This is a genomic window from Pseudomonas oryzihabitans (assembly GCF_001518815.1).
Classification (GTDB): Bacteria; Pseudomonadota; Gammaproteobacteria; order Pseudomonadales; family Pseudomonadaceae; genus Chryseomonas; species Chryseomonas oryzihabitans_E.
On sequence record NZ_CP013987.1, the window covers coordinates 1,539,144 to 1,556,338 of the forward strand.

Below are 17,195 nucleotides of genomic sequence, written 5' to 3' on the forward strand. Positions count from 1 at the left end.
TGGCGCATGAAAGCTGTCACTACCGCGCTGCGGCGTCGAGCGCCCTGGATGTTCCTGGTCAGCCTGGGACTATCGCTGGCCTTCGGTCTGGGCGCCTTGCTGCAACTGGCGCCGCTGCAGTACCTCGATCGTATCCTCTACGATCAGCTCAGCCGGTTTTCGGCCGACGAGGAAGACGCCAAGGCCGTCCAGGTAGTCAGCATCGATGAGGCCAGCCTCGCCGCGCTGGGGCAGTGGCCCTGGCCACGCTACCGGGTAGCGGAGTTGCTCTCCCGCATCGCCGAGGCGCAGCCGGCCGCCATCGCCGTCGATGTGCTGTTCAGCGAGCCGGATCGGACATCGCTCAAGGCGCTGCAGCGGAGCTTCGAGAACGACTTCGGCGTGGAACTGAATTTCTCCGGGGTTCCGCCGGAATTGCAGGACAACGACGGCTATCTCGGCTATGTCATGGGCCAGACGGGCGCCGTCGGTGCGCGCTTCTTCTTTCTCGGCCTGCCGACGCCCCACCTGAGCGGCTTGCGCCCGGGTGTCGGCTTCACGGGCGCGCTGGACGCACTCAGGCTACCCGAGGCGAGTGGGGCCCTGAGCAGCGTCGCTCCCATCGCTGACCAGACGCGCTTCAGCGGCTTCATCAATAGCCAGCGGGACAGCGACGGTATCCTGCGGCGGGTGCCCCTGTTGCTGAGTCATCAAGGCATCGTGCATCCCAGTCTGGCGCTCGCGGCCAGCATGCGCGCCCTGGGGCTTACCCAGGGGGTGATCGAAGACGGACTCGCCGGCCCGACGCTGCGCCTGGGCGATCACCGGCTGCCGCTCGACCGCGAGGGTCGGGCGCTGTTGCGTCTACATGCCGGTGCCCAGCACTATCCGGAGGTCTCGGCACTGGCCGTGCTGCAAGGGGCGGTGGCGCCCGCCGCGCTCAAGGGCAAGGTGGTGTTCGTCGGCGTCACGGCTGCGGGTTTCAATGACCTGCATACCACGGCGCTGGGCAAGATCTTTTCCGGCGTAAGGCTGCAGGCGGCCCTGGCCCAGGATCTGCTGGACGAGGCCCTGGTGCGGGTTCCGCAATTCGCCGGTGTACTGCAGTTGCTGTTGTGTCTGGCGAGCGGCCTGCTGTTGTCCGTAGGCTTTTTCTTCAACCGCAGTCAGCGCCTGTTCCTGCTGCTGGCGGTGGCCTTGATCGTGGTTCCGCAACTGCTCAGTGCCTGGTTGTTCATGCGTCTTAGCATCTTCGTGCCCTTGGCGGCGCCCTTGCTGCTGGTGCTGGTGCTGTCAGGCCTGGCGCTGGTGACCCGCAGCATCCTGGCACGGCGTCATGAGGAGCGTTGGCGGCGGCAACTGGAACGTTCGCGTCAGATCACCATCGAGTCCATGGCGGCGGTGGCCGAGACCCGGGATCCTGAAACCGGGGCCCATATCAAGCGTACCCAGCACTATGTCCGCGCCATCGCCGAGCACATGCGGCGCACCGGTCAGGCACCAGAGCTGCTCACACCGGATTACATCCAGCTGCTGTTCCTGTCCGCACCCCTGCACGACATCGGCAAGGTCGGCGTGCCGGACGCCATCCTGCTCAAGCCCGGTCGTTTGACGCCGGAAGAAATGCAGGTGATGCAGCGGCATGCCGAATTCGGGCGCCAGATCATCCTCAACACTGCGAGCCACCTGGAGGAGGACAACTTCCTCGCCTTGGCCGCCGAGATCGCCAGCACCCATCATGAGAAATGGGATGGCAGTGGTTATCCCAATGGGCTGGCCGGCACCACCATCCCCTTGGCGGGGCGGATCATGGCGGTAGCGGATATCTACGACGCCCTGATCAGCCGCCGCTGCTACAAGGAGCCCTTCAGCCATGAAGAGTCGCTGCGGATGATGCGTGAGATGCGTGGCACCACCTTCGATCCCGAAGTGCTGGATGCCTTTCTGGCCATCGAACCGCAGATCCTGGCCATCGCCCAGCGCTTTCACGATGAAGGCGCCGGAGGTTCAAAGCGCCTGGTCTGGGGATAGGGCGCGACAAGGAGGCATGGCCCATGTCAGTCCGGAATGGATGGTGGGATCCAACTGCACCGTGATAGCCCTACCCGCCCTGTCGCGTCCTCCAATCTGGAGCAACGCGATCCTTCCGGATACCGGGCTCTGCTGACATTGGGCACCTGTTACACCTGACGAAACATTCTCTTGAAATTTCTTATCGGCAGGCGATGGAAGGCCAGGGGCTCGAAAGGGCTGTGCTTGAGCGGTTGCTCCATGAACGGCATGGATTCGCGTTCGCTTATGATATTAATTTGCATTTACAGATGCTTCCAGGTTGCATAGCCTGCGTCCCGCCGCGCAAGACGGCATTGGATACCGGTCCCTGGAAAGCCTCCAGCGAGTCCTTACGTGGGGTACGGACGGGTCGGTGTTTCCCTAGAGGACGACCAACGACATGCAGCTCTTCTCCCTCCGCCTTCTCGCGCTTTCCGTATCCCTGGGCGTGGCGACCCTCGCCCAGGCCGCCCCTGTGGCGCTGTCCCAGCCGGCGCAGCCGCTGGCCGATGCTTTGCAGAGCTTCGCGCGCGCCAGTGGTCTTCAGGTGAACTACGATGCCACGGCCCTGGTGGGCAAGCGTGCGCCGGCGCTGTCGGGGCGGATGGAGCCGGACGTGGCGCTGCAGCGCCTGCTGGCTGGCAGCGGCCTGGCCGCTTCGGTCACCGGCAAGGTCGCGACCGTCGCCCCGGTGGCCACCCAGGCGGCGACCGGCAGCGTGGCGCTGGAGGCCACCACCATCAGCGCGGACGATGGCTCCCTGACGGGCCGGACGACCACCGAAGGGACACGCTCCTACACCACCGGTGCCATGAGCACCTCCACCGGCCTGCCCCTGTCGATCCGGGAGACGCCCCAGTCGGTGAGCGTCATCACCCGGCAGCGCATGGAAGACCAAGGCATGACCGATCTCAATGATGTGGTCAGATACGCCCCGGGCGTAACGCTGCGCAAGTTCGGCGGCGACCGCCAGGAATTCCTCTCCCGCGGCTTCCGCATCGACAACGTCATGTACGACGGCCTGCCCACCACGGCCGGGACCTTCACCCTCGACAGTTTGTCCTCGGCCGATCTGTCCATCTACGACCGTGTCGAGGTGGTCCGCGGCGCCACCGGCCTGATGACCGGGGCCGGCGATCCTTCGGCCACCCTGAACCTGGTGCGCAAGCGTCCGACCGCCTTTCCCCAGGTCAGCGTCACCACCAGCGCCGGCAGCTGGGACCGTTACCGTACCGAGGTCGACGCCTCCAACAAGCTCAACGAAGCCGGCACCCTGCGCGGTCGCGCCGTGGCTGCCTATGAGGACGGCCACAGCTTCCAGGACGTGCGCGAGCGCAAGCGCCAGACCTTCTATGGCGTCCTCGAAGCGGATCTCAGCGACTCCACTACCTGGACCATCGGCGCGTCCAAGCAGCGTGAGGACAAGACCTCCGACTGGGGCAGCCTGCCCAGCGGCCCCAATGGCGAGGACCTGCACCTGTCGCGCTCTACTTTCCTGAGCGGTGATTGGGCCTACTGGGATCAGGACAACTACACCCTGTTCTCCGACATCACCCACACCTTCGACAACGGCTGGAAGGCCAAGCTGGCGGCGCAGCAGGTCTGGGCGAATTCCGATACCTACTCCAACTACCTGACGTCCACGGCCGCGGACTTTAGCTACAGTTCGGTGAGTGACTTTGGTACCGCTTCGGGCGCCTATCGCACCGATTCCGATCAGCTCAACCTTGATGCTTCGGTGAGCGGGCCCTTCCAGTTTCTGGGTCGCGAGCACGAACTGATGGCCGGGATCAGTCGGCGGCAGGATAAGTTCTATCAGCGTGGCGGCTATTCCGGTGCTACTCCGGTGGACATCTACAACTTCCGCCCCAGCAGCATCCCCAAGCCGGCCAAGGACAGCCTGACACCCTATGCCAGCAAGAACACCACCACCGAAGAGGCGGTGTATGCGGCAGCGCGCTTCAATCCGGTGGACCCGCTGCACGTCATCGTCGGGGGACGAGTCAGCTGGTATGACTTCGACAACCTTTACAGCGACAACGACTACAAGGCCACCCGCGAAGTCACGCCCTATGCCGGCATCATCTACGACCTAAACGACACCTATTCGGTCTATGCCAGCTATACCGAGATCTTCAAGCCACAAAGCGAGCAGAACTCCGGGGGTTCGGTTCTGGAGCCCATGACTGGCAAAAGCTACGAGATCGGTCTCAAGGGTGCTTATTTCGATGGCGCGCTGAATGCCTCCGTGGCGCTGTTCGACACCATCCAGGAGAATCGTGCCTACCTGCCAGCCAATCAGGCCACCTTCTGCCCTGGCTACCCCGCGCAGAGCTGTTACAGCGCTGCGGGCGAGGTCCGCAGTCGCGGTATCGACGCGGAAATCTCCGGCCAACTGACGCCAAACTGGCAGGCGTCTGCAGCCTATACCCTGGTACTTAGCCAATACACCAAGGATGTCACCTACGAGGATCGCCGCTTCGCGCCCGAGCAGCCCAAGCACCTGTTCAAGGCCGTCACCAGCTACCAACTCACGGGTAGCCTGAGCAACTGGCGTATCGGTGCCGATCTGCAAGCTCAGAGCGAGACCTTCGAGCGCGTTGGCACCGGCGAGGCCAAGCAGGATAGCTATGCCCTGGTGGGTCTGATGGCCGGCTACCGCTTCAACGAGCACTGGGATGGCCGGGTCAACTTCAACAACATCTTCGACGAGAAATACTGGCAGGGCATCCCGACGGGTACCGGAAGTGGCACCTATGGCGATCCCCGTAACGTCATGCTCAGCCTGAAGTGGACCCTCTGATCCCGCGACTCCGTTAGCAGGCTCACGCTTCGCCCTTGTCCAGTCCCCTGGACCTGGGCGAAGCTACGGACGTCTGCGAAGGAGTGCCGCCCATGTCCAGCTCTACCGTACACCTGGAACGCTATGCCGATCGTCACGCCGAGGGCCTGGCCGCCCTCTATGGCGATCCGGCCGTGGCGCGGCAGGTGCTGCAATTGCCCTATCAGAGCGCCGAGCAGTGGCGGCAGCGTCAGACTGCCGAGCGCGAGGGACGGGTCGCGCTGGTCGCCCTGCAGCAGGGGCGGGTGGTGGGCAGTGCTAGTCTCGAACAGCAGCAGCGCATTCGCCGCCAGCACTGTGGTGCCCTCGGCATGGGGGTGGCCCGGGATTGCCAGGGGCAGGGCATAGGCACTCAGCTGCTGACGGCCCTGCTCGATCTCGCCGACAACTGGATGAATCTGCAGCGCGTGGAGTTGACCGTTTTCAGCGACAACGCGCCTGCGCTGGCGTTGTATCGCAAGCTGGGTTTCGAAGAGGAAGGTCTCTTGCGCCGCTATGCGCTACGCGATGGGGTATTCGTCGACGTCTGCAGCATGGCGCGTTTCAAACCTGGCACCTAAGGGTGTATGAGGAAAACTTGAGTTCGCCACAAGAAACCTGAGTTTGTTTCATGCGCGCCTGGGTAGGACAATCTCTGCCTTGTCAGGTGGAGGTGTGCAATGGTCAGGATTCATTCCCAGGGTTTTTCGCAGATCGAGCAACACGGCGATGCGTCCTTGGCGACGATGGCGCTCCTCGATGACACCCGTCGCGCAGCCCTGTTCGTGCGTGGACGCCAGCAGCGTCAGCAGGCGTGGCGTGCCCAGCAGGCCGCGGGCAGCGAGCTACTCGCCGTGGGTGACTTTGGCTGGGCTGATCGAGTGCTGGCCCATTCCTATCTGGTAGGCGCAGCCTCGCCCGCTACCTCTCAGGCTGCAACGGAAGACGGCCGCTGGTTCGATGGCGAGCGTTGCTATCGAATTCCCGAGTTCACTCGCGAGCAATCCTTCGTCCTCAACTGGGAGTATCTGTTCGACGAGGTTGCCGAAGCCCGAGCGCTCGGGTTGGCGGTCAAGCCAGTGATCCTGGGTCCCTTGACCTATCTGTGGCTAGGCCGCTCTCTCGATTCTGCCTTCGAGCGTCTCGACCTGCTGGAGTCGCTACTGCCCGTCTATGGCCAGATCTTCGCGAGGCTGGCCGAACAGGGCGTGGAATGGATTCAGATCGACGAGCCTCTGCTTGGCCGGGAATTGCCACTGACCTGGCGCACGGCCTTCGAACGAGCCTACAACCTGCTGCAGCGCGAGCCATTGAAGAAGCTGCTTGCCGTATGTGATGGGGAGCTGACCGACAACCTTGGTCTGGCCGCGGGTCTCCCGGTGGATGGACTGCATGTCGACTGGCCGCGTACGACCCAGGCGCAACAAGGTCTGCTCGATCGCCTACCTGCCTACAAAACACTTTCGCTGGGGCTGACTGGCGATTCCGAACCTGGTGCGCAAGAGCGGCGGTTGCAGTTCGCGCGTCAGGCGGGCGAACGCCTGCAGGATCGTCTCTGGCTGTCGCCTGCCGTCGGTTCGAGTGAGGCCGACTCGGGTCGGGCAGCCGCAACGAACAGTGAGTTCGTGCGCCTGGTCAGGGCCGCCAGGGTCAAGCCGGCAACCAGCGCGGAAAGATCCTGGTCAGCGATAGAAGCGGCGCTGGCGAAGCTGGGCGCGGCTCAGTCGGGCCTGGCTTCATCCTGAGCGGATTGCTACGGCAGGGCTAGCGGTGAGCGGTCAGTAGCAGGCCGCCCGCGCCGGCGAAAAAGGCTCCGGTAGCTTGGTTGAGCCGGCGTACGCCGCGGGAGCCGCGGATGAAGCGGCGGATCTGCCGGCCAAACAGACCATAGATGAAGGCCGCGACCATTTCGGCGAACAGGTGGGTGCCGCCGAGGTAGATGAATTGCTGCGTCGTTGGCTGGTTGGGATTGATGAACTGCGGAAAGACCGCTGCGAACAGCAGGATCGCCTTGGGGTTGCTGATGCCGATGAGGAATTCTTGCAGCATCAGGCGATGCAGTGCGCGCGGTTGCGCCGTACTGGTCTCGGTCAGATCCAGGCCCTCGAAGGCCCGGCTGCGCCAGCTCTTCACGCCCAGGTAGAGCAGGTAGAGGGCGCCGACCCACTTGATGACGGTAAAGGCCATCTCCGAGGCCAGCAGCATGGCCCCCAGGCCTACCGCCGAGATCACCAGGAAGATCACGAAGGCCACGTCGCGACCAAGCGCCGCCAGGCCAGCCGTCACCGCGCCATGGCGGATACCGTTGCTCAGGGAGCAGAAGTTGTTGGGGCCAGGCGTCAGGGCGATGAGCAGGGCGACCGGAAAGAACAGCAGGGCATCGACGAGGTTCATGGCGGTCGCCTGAGACGCCGAGAAGGCGCGGAAGAGGAGGGCTGGTGGGCTATTTAAACCGTCTTTCCACGCCTTTCTCCACCAGAATCTTCGCCGAGATTTCCTCTACGGAAAAATGCGTGGTGTTGATGAAGGAGATGTTCTCGCGGCGGAACAGACTTTCTACCTCGCGCAGTTCGAATTCGCACTGGGCGAAGCTCGCATAGCGGCTGTTAGGGCGCCGCTCGTGCCTGATCGCCGCCAGCCGTTCCGCGTCGATGGTCAGCCCGAACAGCTTGTCGCGATAGGTCTTGAGCGAGGCGGGCAATTGCAGGCGCTCCATGTCTTCCTCGGTCAACGGATAGTTGGCCGCGCGGATGCCATATTGCAGTGCCATATAGAGGCAGGTCGGCGTCTTGCCGCAGCGCGAGACCCCCACCAGGATCAAATCGGCCTGCGCATAGTGGGTCGTACGGGCGCCGTCGTCGTTTTCGAGTGCGAAATTGACGGCCTCGATCCGCTCCATGTAGTGACTATTGTGCATGATCGAATGTGACTTCCCTACCGAATACGAAGATTCGGCGGAAAGTTCCCGTTCGAGTGGGGATAAAAAGGTGGAGAAGATGTCGATCATGAACCCGTTTGACTGGTCCAGAATGGCCCGGATGTCACGGTTGACGATGGTATCGAAGATGATGGGCCGCGCACCGTCCTGAACGGCGGCGGCATTGATCTGCTGTACCATCGCCCTGGCCTTGTCCAACGTATCCACGTAGGGGCGGGTGACCTTCCTGAAGGTGATGTCCCCGAACTGGGCCAGGAGGCTCTGACCGAGGGTTTCGGCGGTGATGCCGGTGCCATCGGAGATGAAAAAGGCGGTTCGTTGCATGGAAGGACGTCCTGGTGGCGTACGGGGCAGGGATCGCTGCACTGTAACCTACCGTCGTCCACTGTCCATGGGGCGAGCGCCGAGGCGTACTGCTTTCCCACAAAGACACAAGATGGAGAGAAGACCTTGGACGAGTATGTAATTTCACTGGAGCAGCTTGGCGTGCACGACGTCGAGCGCGTGGGCGGCAAGAACGCATCTCTCGGCGAGATGATCGCCAACCTGGCTGGCGCGGGCGTGTCCGTTCCAGGCGGGTTCGCCACCACGGCCCAGGCCTACCGCGATTTCCTCGAGCAGAGCGGCCTGAACGAGCGCATCCACGCCGCCCTCGATGCCCTGGATGTCGATGACGTCGTCGCCCTGGCCAAGACTGGCGCGCAGATTCGCCAGTGGGTCATGGACGCGCCTTTCCCGGAGCGTCTGGATGCGGAGATCCGCAAGGCCTTCGCCCGGATTTCCGAGGGCAATCCCAATCTGGCGGTCGCCGTACGCTCTTCGGCGACCGCCGAAGACCTGCCGGATGCCTCCTTCGCCGGCCAGCAGGAAACCTTCCTCAACATCCGCGGTGTCGACAACGTCATTCGCGCGGCCAAGGAAGTCTTCGCCTCGCTCTTCAATGACCGCGCCATCGCCTACCGCGTGCACCAGGGCTTCGACCACAAGCTGGTCGCCCTGTCCGCTGGCGTGCAGCGCATGGTGCGCTCCGAAACCGGCGCCGCCGGCGTACTCTTCACCCTGGATACCGAATCCGGCTTCCGCGATGCGGTCTTCGTCACCGCCGCCTATGGCCTGGGCGAGACCGTGGTGCAAGGCGCGGTGAACCCGGACGAATTCTATGTGCACAAGCCCACCCTGGAAGCCGGTCGCCCGGCCATCCTGAGACGCAACCTGGGCAGCAAGGCCATCAAGATGGTCTATGGCGATGAAGCCAAGGCCGGTCGCTCCGTGCGCACCGTTGACGTCGAGCCCGCGGATCGCGCGCGCTTCTCCATCACCGATGCCGAGGTCACGGAGCTGTCCAAGCAGGCGCTGATCATCGAGCGCCACTACGGTCGTCCCATGGACATCGAGTGGGCCAAGGACGGCGACGATGGCAAGCTCTATATCGTTCAGGCCCGCCCGGAAACGGTGAAGAGCCGGGCCAGCGCCACCGTCATGGAGCGCTACCTGCTCAAGGAAAAAGGCCAGGTGCTGGTCGAGGGCCGGTCCATCGGCCAGCGTATCGGCGCGGGCAAGGTCAAGATCATCCGCGACGTCAGCGAGATGGATCGTGTCCAGCCTGGCGACGTGCTGGTGTCCGACATGACCGATCCCGACTGGGAGCCGGTGATGAAGCGTGCCAGCGCCATCGTCACCAACCGTGGCGGCCGTACCTGCCACGCCGCCATCATCGCTCGCGAGCTGGGCATCCCGGCCGTGGTGGGCTGCGGCAATGCTACCAGCCTGCTCAAGGACGGTCAGACCGTCACCGTTTCCTGCGCCGAGGGTGATACCGGCCTGATCTACGAAGGCGAACTGGGCTTCGACATCCGCCAGAGCTCGGTGGAGGCCATGCCCGAGTTGCCGTTCAAGATCATGATGAACGTCGGCAACCCCGATCGAGCCTTTGATTTCGCCCAGCTGCCCAATGCTGGCGTGGGCCTGGCGCGCCTCGAATTCATCATCAACCGCATGATCGGTGTGCACCCCAAGGCGCTGCTCAACTACGACAGCCTGCCCTTCGAGGTAAAGGAGAGTGTCGACAAGCGCATCGCCGGCTATGGTGATCCGGTCGGCTTCTATGTCGAGAAGCTGGTGGAAGGGGTATCCACCCTGGCCGCGGCCTTCTGGCCGAAAAAGGTCATCGTGCGCCTGTCGGACTTCAAGTCCAACGAATACGCCAACCTCATCGGCGGCAAGCTCTACGAGCCCGAGGAAGAGAACCCCATGCTGGGCTTCCGCGGCGCCTCCCGCTACATCAGCGAAAACTTCCGCGATTGCTTCGAGCTGGAATGCCGCGCCATGAAGAAGGTGCGTGAGGAGATGGGCCTGACCAACGTCGAGCTCATGGTGCCCTTCGTGCGGACCCTGGACGAGGCGGCACGCGTGGTCGAACTGCTTGGCGAGAACGGCCTCAAGCGTGGCGAGAACGACCTGCGCGTGATCATGATGTGCGAGCTGCCCTCCAATGCCCTGCTGGCGGACGAGTTCCTCGAGCACTTCGATGGCTTCTCCATCGGTTCCAACGACCTGACCCAGCTGACCCTGGGGCTGGATCGCGACTCCGGGATCATCGCTCACCTGTTCGACGAGCGTAATCCGGCGGTGAAGAAGCTGCTGGCCAATGCCATTGCCGCGTGCAACCGAGCCGGCAAGTACATCGGCATCTGCGGTCAGGGTCCCTCGGATCACCCGGACCTGGCCAAGTGGCTGATGGAGCAGGGGATCGAGAGCGTCTCCCTCAACCCCGACTCCGTCCTCGACACCTGGTTCTTCCTCGCCGAAGGCAACGCCTGATGCGGGGATGGCCTCGCCCGTGAGGGCGGGGCCATCCAGGTCAGGGATTAATCCACCCCTTTCCCCGAGTGCTGCCCTGGCTATCAACGCAGGGCGGCGCTCACCGGATCGCCGATCCAGCCGGTCGCGATCCCTGCACGAGAAGGTAGATGCAGCAGTACGACAGTGATGTGGAACAGGGCCTCATCTATGGCTATCTCCTCGATGGCCGTGGTGGCGGACGACGACTGAGCCGGCGGGAGCTGGCGGAGGTCGAGCCGGGCCCCAGCGAGGTGCTGTGGCTGCACTGGGACCGCAGCGTCCCCGAGGCCCAGGCCTGGCTGCGCCAGTCCAGTGGCCTGAGCGAATTCGCGTGCGATCTGCTGCTCGAAGAGGCCACTCGGCCGCGACTGGTCACTCAGCCCGACGACAGCCTGCTGCTCTTCCTGCGTGGGGTGAATCTCAATCCCGGTGCGGTTCCCGAAGACATGGTCTCGTTGCGGGTATTCGTCGACAAACGCCGGGTGATCTCCCTGCGCATGAGGCCGATGAAGGCTGCCGCCGAAGTTCAGGAAGACCTGGAGGCCGGGATCGGTGCCCAGAGCGCCGAAGACCTGGTGCTCTATCTCGCCAGCTACATGACCAGTCGGGTCGATGACCTGGTGCGTGGCCTGTCCGACCAGCTCGATGGCCTCGAAGAACAGGTCGACCAGGACGAGAACAGCCTGCCCGATCATGCCCAGGTGCTCACCCTCAGGCGTCGCGCCACTGGGCTACGGCGCTATCTGGCGCCGCAGCGCGACATCTATGCGGACCTGGCACGTGGCAAGCCGGCCTGGTTCGTCGAGACGGCCAGTCAGGGCTACTGGAGTGAATTGCACAACAGCCTGGTGCGCAATCTCGAAGAACTCGAAGTCATGCGCGAGCGGGTCGCGCTGCTGCAGGACGCCGAGCAGCGGGCGACTACCGAAAGAACCAATCGCACCCTCTATCTGCTAGCCATCATCACCGGCTTCTTCCTGCCCATCAGCTTCATCACCGGCCTGCTCGGGATGAACATGGGCGGGCTGCCAGGCTCCTCGTCACCCTTTGGCTTCCTGATCGCCTGTCTGCTGATCACCGCAGTGGCTGTCTTCCAGGTCTGGCTGTTTCGCCGACTGCGCTGGCTGTGACCCGTCTGCACCTCGCTGCGTCAAGAGAAAACGACCAGCGAGGTGTCCATGCACGATCCTTTCGAAGCGTCCCTCAAGGCGCTCCTCAATACTCCGGCCGAGGCGCGGGACGAGGAGGGCGATGACCAGGCACGCCTGCATCGCGTCCTCAAGACCGCCAACCGTCAAGTCGGCGCAGGCGCGCTGTTCGATCTGATCGGACGGCACTGGGTGGCGGCCCTGCTGCTGGCGTTGGGCAACGGCGCCCCTCATCTGAAGCCGCGGTCGCGTCGTACCCGGCGTGCTGCCGAATCATCCCCGGAGATCTTGAAGTAGATGGAATTCGATATCTGGACCCAGAGTCTGCTGTCCGCCATGACCACCCTGTGGAGCAAGGTGGCCGGCTTCATTCCCAATGTCTTCGGCGCCCTGGTGGTGATCCTGGCCGGATTCGCCGTCGCCAAGATTCTCGACACGGTGCTGTCGAAGGTGCTCGCCAAGCTCGGCCTGGATCGCGTCCTCGCCGGCGCCGGGGTCACCAAGCAGCTGGCCAAGATCGGTATCCGCATGCCGGTCACCACCCTGATCGGCCGGATCGTCTACTGGTTCGTGCTGCTGGTCTTCCTGGTATCGGCTGCCGAATCCCTGGGGCTGCAGCGTGTCTCGTCGACGCTGGACGTCATGGCGCTCTACGTACCCAAGATCTTTGGCGCCGCCCTGGTACTTATCGTCGGGGTCCTGCTGGCGCAACTGGTCAGTGGCCTGGTCCACGGCGCGGCCGAGAGCGTCGGCCTGAACTATGCCGCGGGCCTGGGCCGACTCGCCCAGGGGCTGGTCATCATCATTTCGATCTCGGTCGCTGTCGGTCAGCTGGAGATCAAGACCGAGCTGCTGAACCTGGTCATCGCCATCGTGCTGACCGCCTTCGCCCTGGCCGCGGCCCTGGCATTGGGCCTGGGTAGCCGGGGGCTGGTATCGCAGATCCTGGCTGGCATCTATGTGCGTGAACTCTACGAAGTCGGCCAATGGGTGACCCTGGCGAACGTCGAGGGCGAGATCGAGGAAATCGGCACCGCAAAGACGCTCATCATGACCGAAGAGGGCGATATCGTTTCCGTTCCGAACCGTCTATTGCTGGAGGCTCAGGTGCGCAGCCGCTGACAGGCGCTGCGGAGATGGCTATCATGCCCGCCACTTTTTGGTAGCTATCTCCGTCTTGAACAAGCCTGCCCCTCATGCCTACGACCCGACCACGCTCAGCGATGAAGAGCTGGTCCAGCGCGCGCATGGTGAACTCTTCCACGTGACGCGAGCCTACGAGGAACTGATGCGCCGTTACCAGCGCACCCTGTTCAACGTCTGCGCCCGTTATCTGGGGAACGACCGGGACGCAGACGATGTCTGCCAGGAGATCATGCTGAAGGTGCTTTACGGTTTGAAGAATTTCGAGGGGAAATCGAAATTCAAGACCTGGCTGTACAGCATCACCTACAATGAGTGCATCACCCAGTACCGCAAGGAGCGCCGCAAGCGGCGTCTGGTGGAGGCATTAAGTCTGGATCCGATGGAAGAAGCATCGGAGGAGCGGGCGCCGAAGCTGGAAGAAAAGGGAGGGATGGATCGCTGGCTGGTTCATGTGGGTCAGGTCGATCGGGAGATCCTGGTGCTGCGCTTCGTCGCAGAGCTGGAGTTCCAGGAGATCGCCGACATCATGCACATGGGCCTCAGCGCCACCAAGATGCGATACAAGCGGGCACTCGACAAACTGCGTGACAAGTTCGCAGCTGAAGTTGAGGGCTGACTGGATGAGTCTGCCGTAAGTTTTTGAACTTCACGAAAACTTGTTGTCGAAGCCTCCGGAGATTGCCGGAATTAGTACCACTAAAATGGGGATACAAAGGATGAAACTGAAGAGCACCTTGGGCGTCGTAATCGGCTCCCTGCTGGCAAGCGCCTCGCTGAGCGCCCTGGCACAAGGTCAAGGCGCCGTCGAGACTGAGCTGTTCGGCAGCCGTCTGTTCACCGACAGCCAGCGCAACATGACCAACGCCGACCTGTACGGCGGTTCCGTTGGCTACTTCCTGACCGACGACGTTGAGCTGGCGTTGTCCTACGGTGAGTACCACAACGCCCGTGGCGACCACGACCTGGGCCACAAGAACATCAAGGGCAGCCTGGCCGCTCTGGACGCTTACTACCACTTCGGTCAGCCCGGTGTAGGCCTGCGTCCGTACGTGTCCGGTGGCTTCGCTCACCAGTCCATCAGCAACCGCGACGTCAACGAAGGTGGCCGTGATCATTCCACCTACGCCAACCTGGGCGCCGGCCTGAAGTACTACTTCACCGAGAACCTGTATGCCCGTACCGGCGTACAAGCTAACTACAACATCGACTACGGCGACACCGAGTGGAGCGCTGCTGTAGGTGTTGGTCTGAACTTCGGTGGTTCCACCAAGAAAGAAGTCGCTCCGGCTCCGGCTCCGGCCCCCGTTGCTGACGTCTGCACCGATTCCGACAACGATGGCGTTTGCGACAACGTCGACAAGTGCCCGAACACCCCGGCCAACGTCACCGTTGACGCCACCGGCTGCCCGGCTGCTGCTGAAACCGTTCGCGTCGAGCTGGACGTGAAATTCGATTTCGACAAGGCCGTGGTCAAGCCCAACAGCTACGCCGACATCAAGAACCTGGCTGATTTCATGCAGCAGTACCCGCAGACCTCGACCACTGTTGAAGGCCACACCGACTCCGTCGGCACTGACGCCTACAACCAGAAGCTGTCCGAGCGTCGTGCCAACGCCGTGCGTAACGTGCTGGTCAACCAGTACGGCGTGCAGGGTGGCCGCGTGAACGCTGTTGGTTACGGTGAGTCCCGCCCGGTTGCTGACAACGCTACCGAAGCCGGTCGCGCCGTCAACCGTCGCGTAGAAGCTGAAGTCGAAGCTCAGGCCAAGTAATTAGCCTGATCCAGACACAAAGAAGCCCGCCTTGTGCGGGCTTTTTTGTGTCTGTCGTTGAGGTCTTGAAGTTGTCAGGCAATAAAAAACCCCGCCGGGGCGGGGTTCTTCATCACGAATCGATCAGCCGCGATCGTCCGGAATGTCACGCTGGGTCACGCCGGTGTACAGCTGACGCGGCCGGCCGATCTTGTAGGGGCCGGACAGCATTTCCTGCCAGTGCGAGATCCAGCCGACGGTCCGCGCCATGGCGAAGATCACGGTGAACATGCTGGTCGGAATGCCGATTGCCTTGAGGATGATGCCGGAATAGAAGTCCACGTTCGGGTAGAGATTGCGCTCGACGAAGTAGGGGTCTTTGCGCGCCAGTTCTTCCAGGCGCATGGCCAGTTCCAGCTGCGGATCGTTGATGCCCAGCTCGGCCAGGACTTCGTCGCAGGTCTGCTTCATCACCGTAGCGCGCGGATCGAAGTTCTTGTACACGCGATGGCCGAAGCCCATCAGCTTGAACGGATCGTTCTTGTCCTTGGCCTTGGCGACGAACTTGTCGATGTTGGACACATCGCCAATCTCGTCCAGCATTTTCAGAACGGCTTCGTTCGCGCCACCATGTGCCGGACCCCAGAGGGCGGCGATGCCTGCGGCGATGCAGGCGAAAGGATTGGCGCCGGAGGAGCCGGCCAGGCGGACGGTGGAGGTGGAGGCGTTCTGCTCGTGATCCGCGTGCAGGATGAAGATGCGATCCATGGCGCGCGCCAGTACCGGGCTGATCGGCTTTTCCTCACATGGCGTATTGAACATCATGTGCAGGAAGTTTTCCGCATATCCCAGGTTGTTGCGGGGATACAGCATCGGTTGGCCCATGGAGTACTTGTGCACCATGGCAGCCAGGGTCGGCATCTTGGCGATCAGGCGCATCGCCGAAATTTCGCGGTGCTGCGGATCGGTGATGTCCAGGGAGTCATGGTAGAAGGCTGACAGGGCGCCAACCACGCCGCACATGATGGCCATGGGGTGCGCATCGCGACGGAAGCCGTTGAAGAAGTTCTTCAGTTGCTCGTGAACCATGGTGTGGTTCTTGATGGTATCGACGAACTGCACTTTCTCTTGCGCGTTCGGCAATTCACCCTTGAGCAGCAGGTAACAGGTCTCGAGGTAGTCGGATTTCTCCGCCAGTTGCTCGATGGGGTAGCCGCGGTGCAGCAGAATGCCTTTGTCACCATCGATATAGGTGATCTTGGATTCGCACGAGGCAGTGGACATGAAGCCCGGGTCAAAGGTGAACACACCAGTGGAGGTGAGGTTGCGAACATCGATCACGTCCGGGCCAAGGGTGCCGGACATAACGGGCAGGTCAACCGGATCCGCTCCCGAGATGATCAACTGCGCTTTCTTGTCAGCCATTAGGCCTCCTTATTTTGCTTTGAAATCATCAATAAACCCTCCACTCAGGGCCTCGCCCACTATAGAGGGATAAATTTGAAAGTCAATTTACGAAAATATCGACCTAGAGGGTGTTTCTGGCCAGATTGTGCGGCGAAAAGACATTAACACGCAGGCTTCTGAATATCAGCTGGCGACGTCGGGATCGGGTATCGGCGTTTGTCATGAGTAGGCTAACTGTCTATAATTCTCGCCCGACCGTACCGGGTCGGCGAGCTGATGCCGAGCGGTCGACGCTTCCCTACAGAAGCGTGTAGCAGATGTGGAATCTCCTATAACTAGCCCGACCGCAATTGGGCCCTCAGTGTGAAAGAAGCCGTGAATAGCAAACGACCTGTAAACCTAGATCTCAGGACCATCAAACTACCTATCACAGCTTATACCTCGATTCTTCACCGTATCTCTGGCGTCATCCTGTTCCTCGGCATCGCAGTCATGCTCTATGGGCTGCACCTGTCGCTGGGTAGCGAGGAAGGCTTCGGCCAGGTGAAAGCTTTTCTGGCCTATCCGCTGGTCAAGCTCGTGATTTGGGGTCTGCTGTCCGCGTTGCTCTACCATCTGGTCGCCGGCATTCGGCACTTGATCATGGATGGGGGCGCCGGTGAAACCCTGCAGGGCGGCAAGCTGGGTGCACAGCTAGTGCTGGTCATTTCCGCAGTTCTGATCATTCTGGCAGGGGTTTGGGTATGGTAACCAACGTCACCAATCTTTCGCGTTCCGGTCTCTACGACTGGATGGCTCAACGGGTCTCGGCAGTCGTCCTCGCGGTCTACTTCCTCTTTCTGATCGGCTTCCTGATCCTTCACCCAGGGCTCACCTTCGAGCAGTGGCACGGGCTGTTCTCCAACACCCTGATGCGTATCTTCAGCCTGCTGGCGCTGGTGTCCATCTGTGTGCATGCCTGGGTCGGTATGTGGACCATTTCCACTGACTACCTGACCACCATGGCCATCGGCAAAGGTGCTACCGCCGTGCGTTTCCTGTTCCAGGCGGTATGCGGGTTCGCGATGTTCGCGTTCTTCGTCTGGGGCGTGCAGATCTTCTGGGGTGTTTGA

Annotated in this window: 15 protein-coding genes; 12 read left to right on the top strand and 3 right to left on the bottom strand. The window is 62.2% G+C overall.

What is annotated here, in order from left to right; translation table 11 throughout:
• Positions 1 to 6: 6 nt before the first annotated feature.
• The 4 genes from APT59_RS06895 to APT59_RS06910 all read left to right on the top strand — a co-directional run bounded on the left by APT59_RS06895 (position 7) and on the right by APT59_RS06910 (position 6,597).
• The gene (locus APT59_RS06895) at positions 7 to 2,010 is read left to right on the top strand and encodes a CHASE2 domain-containing protein (RefSeq protein ID WP_059314181.1); all 2,004 of its coding nucleotides are present in this window, start codon (positions 7 to 9) and stop codon (positions 2,008 to 2,010) included.
• A gap of 421 nt (positions 2,011 to 2,431) precedes the next feature.
• Positions 2,432 to 4,834: a TonB-dependent siderophore receptor gene (locus tag APT59_RS06900; RefSeq protein WP_059314182.1), complete on the top strand. Its 2,403-nt coding sequence runs from the start codon at positions 2,432 to 2,434 to the stop codon at positions 4,832 to 4,834.
• Between the two features lie 92 nt (positions 4,835 to 4,926).
• Complete coding sequence (locus APT59_RS06905) at positions 4,927 to 5,433, top strand: GNAT family N-acetyltransferase (protein ID WP_059314183.1); 507 nt, start codon at positions 4,927 to 4,929, stop codon at positions 5,431 to 5,433.
• A 99-nt stretch (positions 5,434 to 5,532) separates the two neighbouring features.
• Complete coding sequence (locus tag APT59_RS06910) at positions 5,533 to 6,597, top strand: 5-methyltetrahydropteroyltriglutamate--homocysteine methyltransferase (protein WP_059314184.1); 1,065 nt, start codon at positions 5,533 to 5,535, stop codon at positions 6,595 to 6,597.
• A 19-nt stretch (positions 6,598 to 6,616) separates the two neighbouring features.
• On the opposite strand, the gene APT59_RS06915 is transcribed toward APT59_RS06910, so the two are convergent.
• Both APT59_RS06915 and ppsR read right to left on the bottom strand, forming a co-directional pair.
• Positions 6,617 to 7,246: a LysE family translocator gene (locus APT59_RS06915; RefSeq protein ID WP_059314185.1), complete on the bottom strand. Its 630-nt coding sequence runs from the start codon at positions 7,244 to 7,246 to the stop codon at positions 6,617 to 6,619.
• A 49-nt stretch (positions 7,247 to 7,295) separates the two neighbouring features.
• Positions 7,296 to 8,114, bottom strand: a complete 819-nt coding sequence (gene ppsR, locus APT59_RS06920) for a pyruvate, water dikinase regulatory protein (RefSeq protein ID WP_058767088.1) — start codon at positions 8,112 to 8,114, stop codon at positions 7,296 to 7,298.
• Positions 8,115 to 8,240: 126 nt separating this feature from the next.
• On the opposite strand from ppsR, the gene ppsA reads away from it, so the two are divergent.
• The 6 genes from ppsA to APT59_RS06950 all read left to right on the top strand — a co-directional run bounded on the left by ppsA (position 8,241) and on the right by APT59_RS06950 (position 14,697).
• Positions 8,241 to 10,610 (top strand): phosphoenolpyruvate synthase, encoded by a 2,370-nt coding sequence (ppsA, locus tag APT59_RS06925; protein WP_059314186.1) that lies wholly within the window; start codon positions 8,241 to 8,243, stop codon positions 10,608 to 10,610.
• Positions 10,611 to 10,759: 149 nt separating this feature from the next.
• Positions 10,760 to 11,761 (top strand): zinc transporter ZntB, encoded by a 1,002-nt coding sequence (locus APT59_RS06930; RefSeq protein WP_059314187.1) that lies wholly within the window; start codon positions 10,760 to 10,762, stop codon positions 11,759 to 11,761.
• A 48-nt stretch (positions 11,762 to 11,809) separates the two neighbouring features.
• On the top strand, positions 11,810 to 12,076 hold the full coding sequence (locus APT59_RS06935; protein WP_059314188.1) for a hypothetical protein: 267 nt from the start codon (positions 11,810 to 11,812) through the stop codon (positions 12,074 to 12,076).
• Positions 12,077 to 12,901, top strand: coding sequence for a mechanosensitive ion channel family protein (locus tag APT59_RS06940; protein WP_059314189.1), 825 nt, complete (start codon positions 12,077 to 12,079; stop codon positions 12,899 to 12,901).
• A gap of 55 nt (positions 12,902 to 12,956) precedes the next feature.
• Positions 12,957 to 13,541: an RNA polymerase sigma factor SigX gene (gene sigX / locus APT59_RS06945; protein WP_007159259.1), complete on the top strand. Its 585-nt coding sequence runs from the start codon at positions 12,957 to 12,959 to the stop codon at positions 13,539 to 13,541.
• 100 nt (positions 13,542 to 13,641) lie between these two features.
• The gene (locus tag APT59_RS06950) at positions 13,642 to 14,697 is read left to right on the top strand and encodes an OmpA family protein (protein WP_059314190.1); all 1,056 of its coding nucleotides are present in this window, start codon (positions 13,642 to 13,644) and stop codon (positions 14,695 to 14,697) included.
• A 123-nt stretch (positions 14,698 to 14,820) separates the two neighbouring features.
• On the opposite strand, the gene gltA is transcribed toward APT59_RS06950, so the two are convergent.
• Positions 14,821 to 16,101: a citrate synthase gene (gene gltA, locus APT59_RS06955; RefSeq protein ID WP_059314191.1), complete on the bottom strand. Its 1,281-nt coding sequence runs from the start codon at positions 16,099 to 16,101 to the stop codon at positions 14,821 to 14,823.
• Positions 16,102 to 16,446: 345 nt separating this feature from the next.
• On the opposite strand from gltA, the gene sdhC reads away from it, so the two are divergent.
• Both sdhC and sdhD read left to right on the top strand, forming a co-directional pair.
• On the top strand, positions 16,447 to 16,833 hold the full coding sequence (gene sdhC, locus APT59_RS06960; protein WP_167348559.1) for a succinate dehydrogenase, cytochrome b556 subunit: 387 nt from the start codon (positions 16,447 to 16,449) through the stop codon (positions 16,831 to 16,833).
• Positions 16,827 to 17,195: a succinate dehydrogenase, hydrophobic membrane anchor protein gene (sdhD, locus tag APT59_RS06965; RefSeq protein ID WP_059314192.1), complete on the top strand. Its 369-nt coding sequence runs from the start codon at positions 16,827 to 16,829 to the stop codon at positions 17,193 to 17,195. Before sdhC ends, sdhD begins: the two co-directional genes overlap by 7 nt.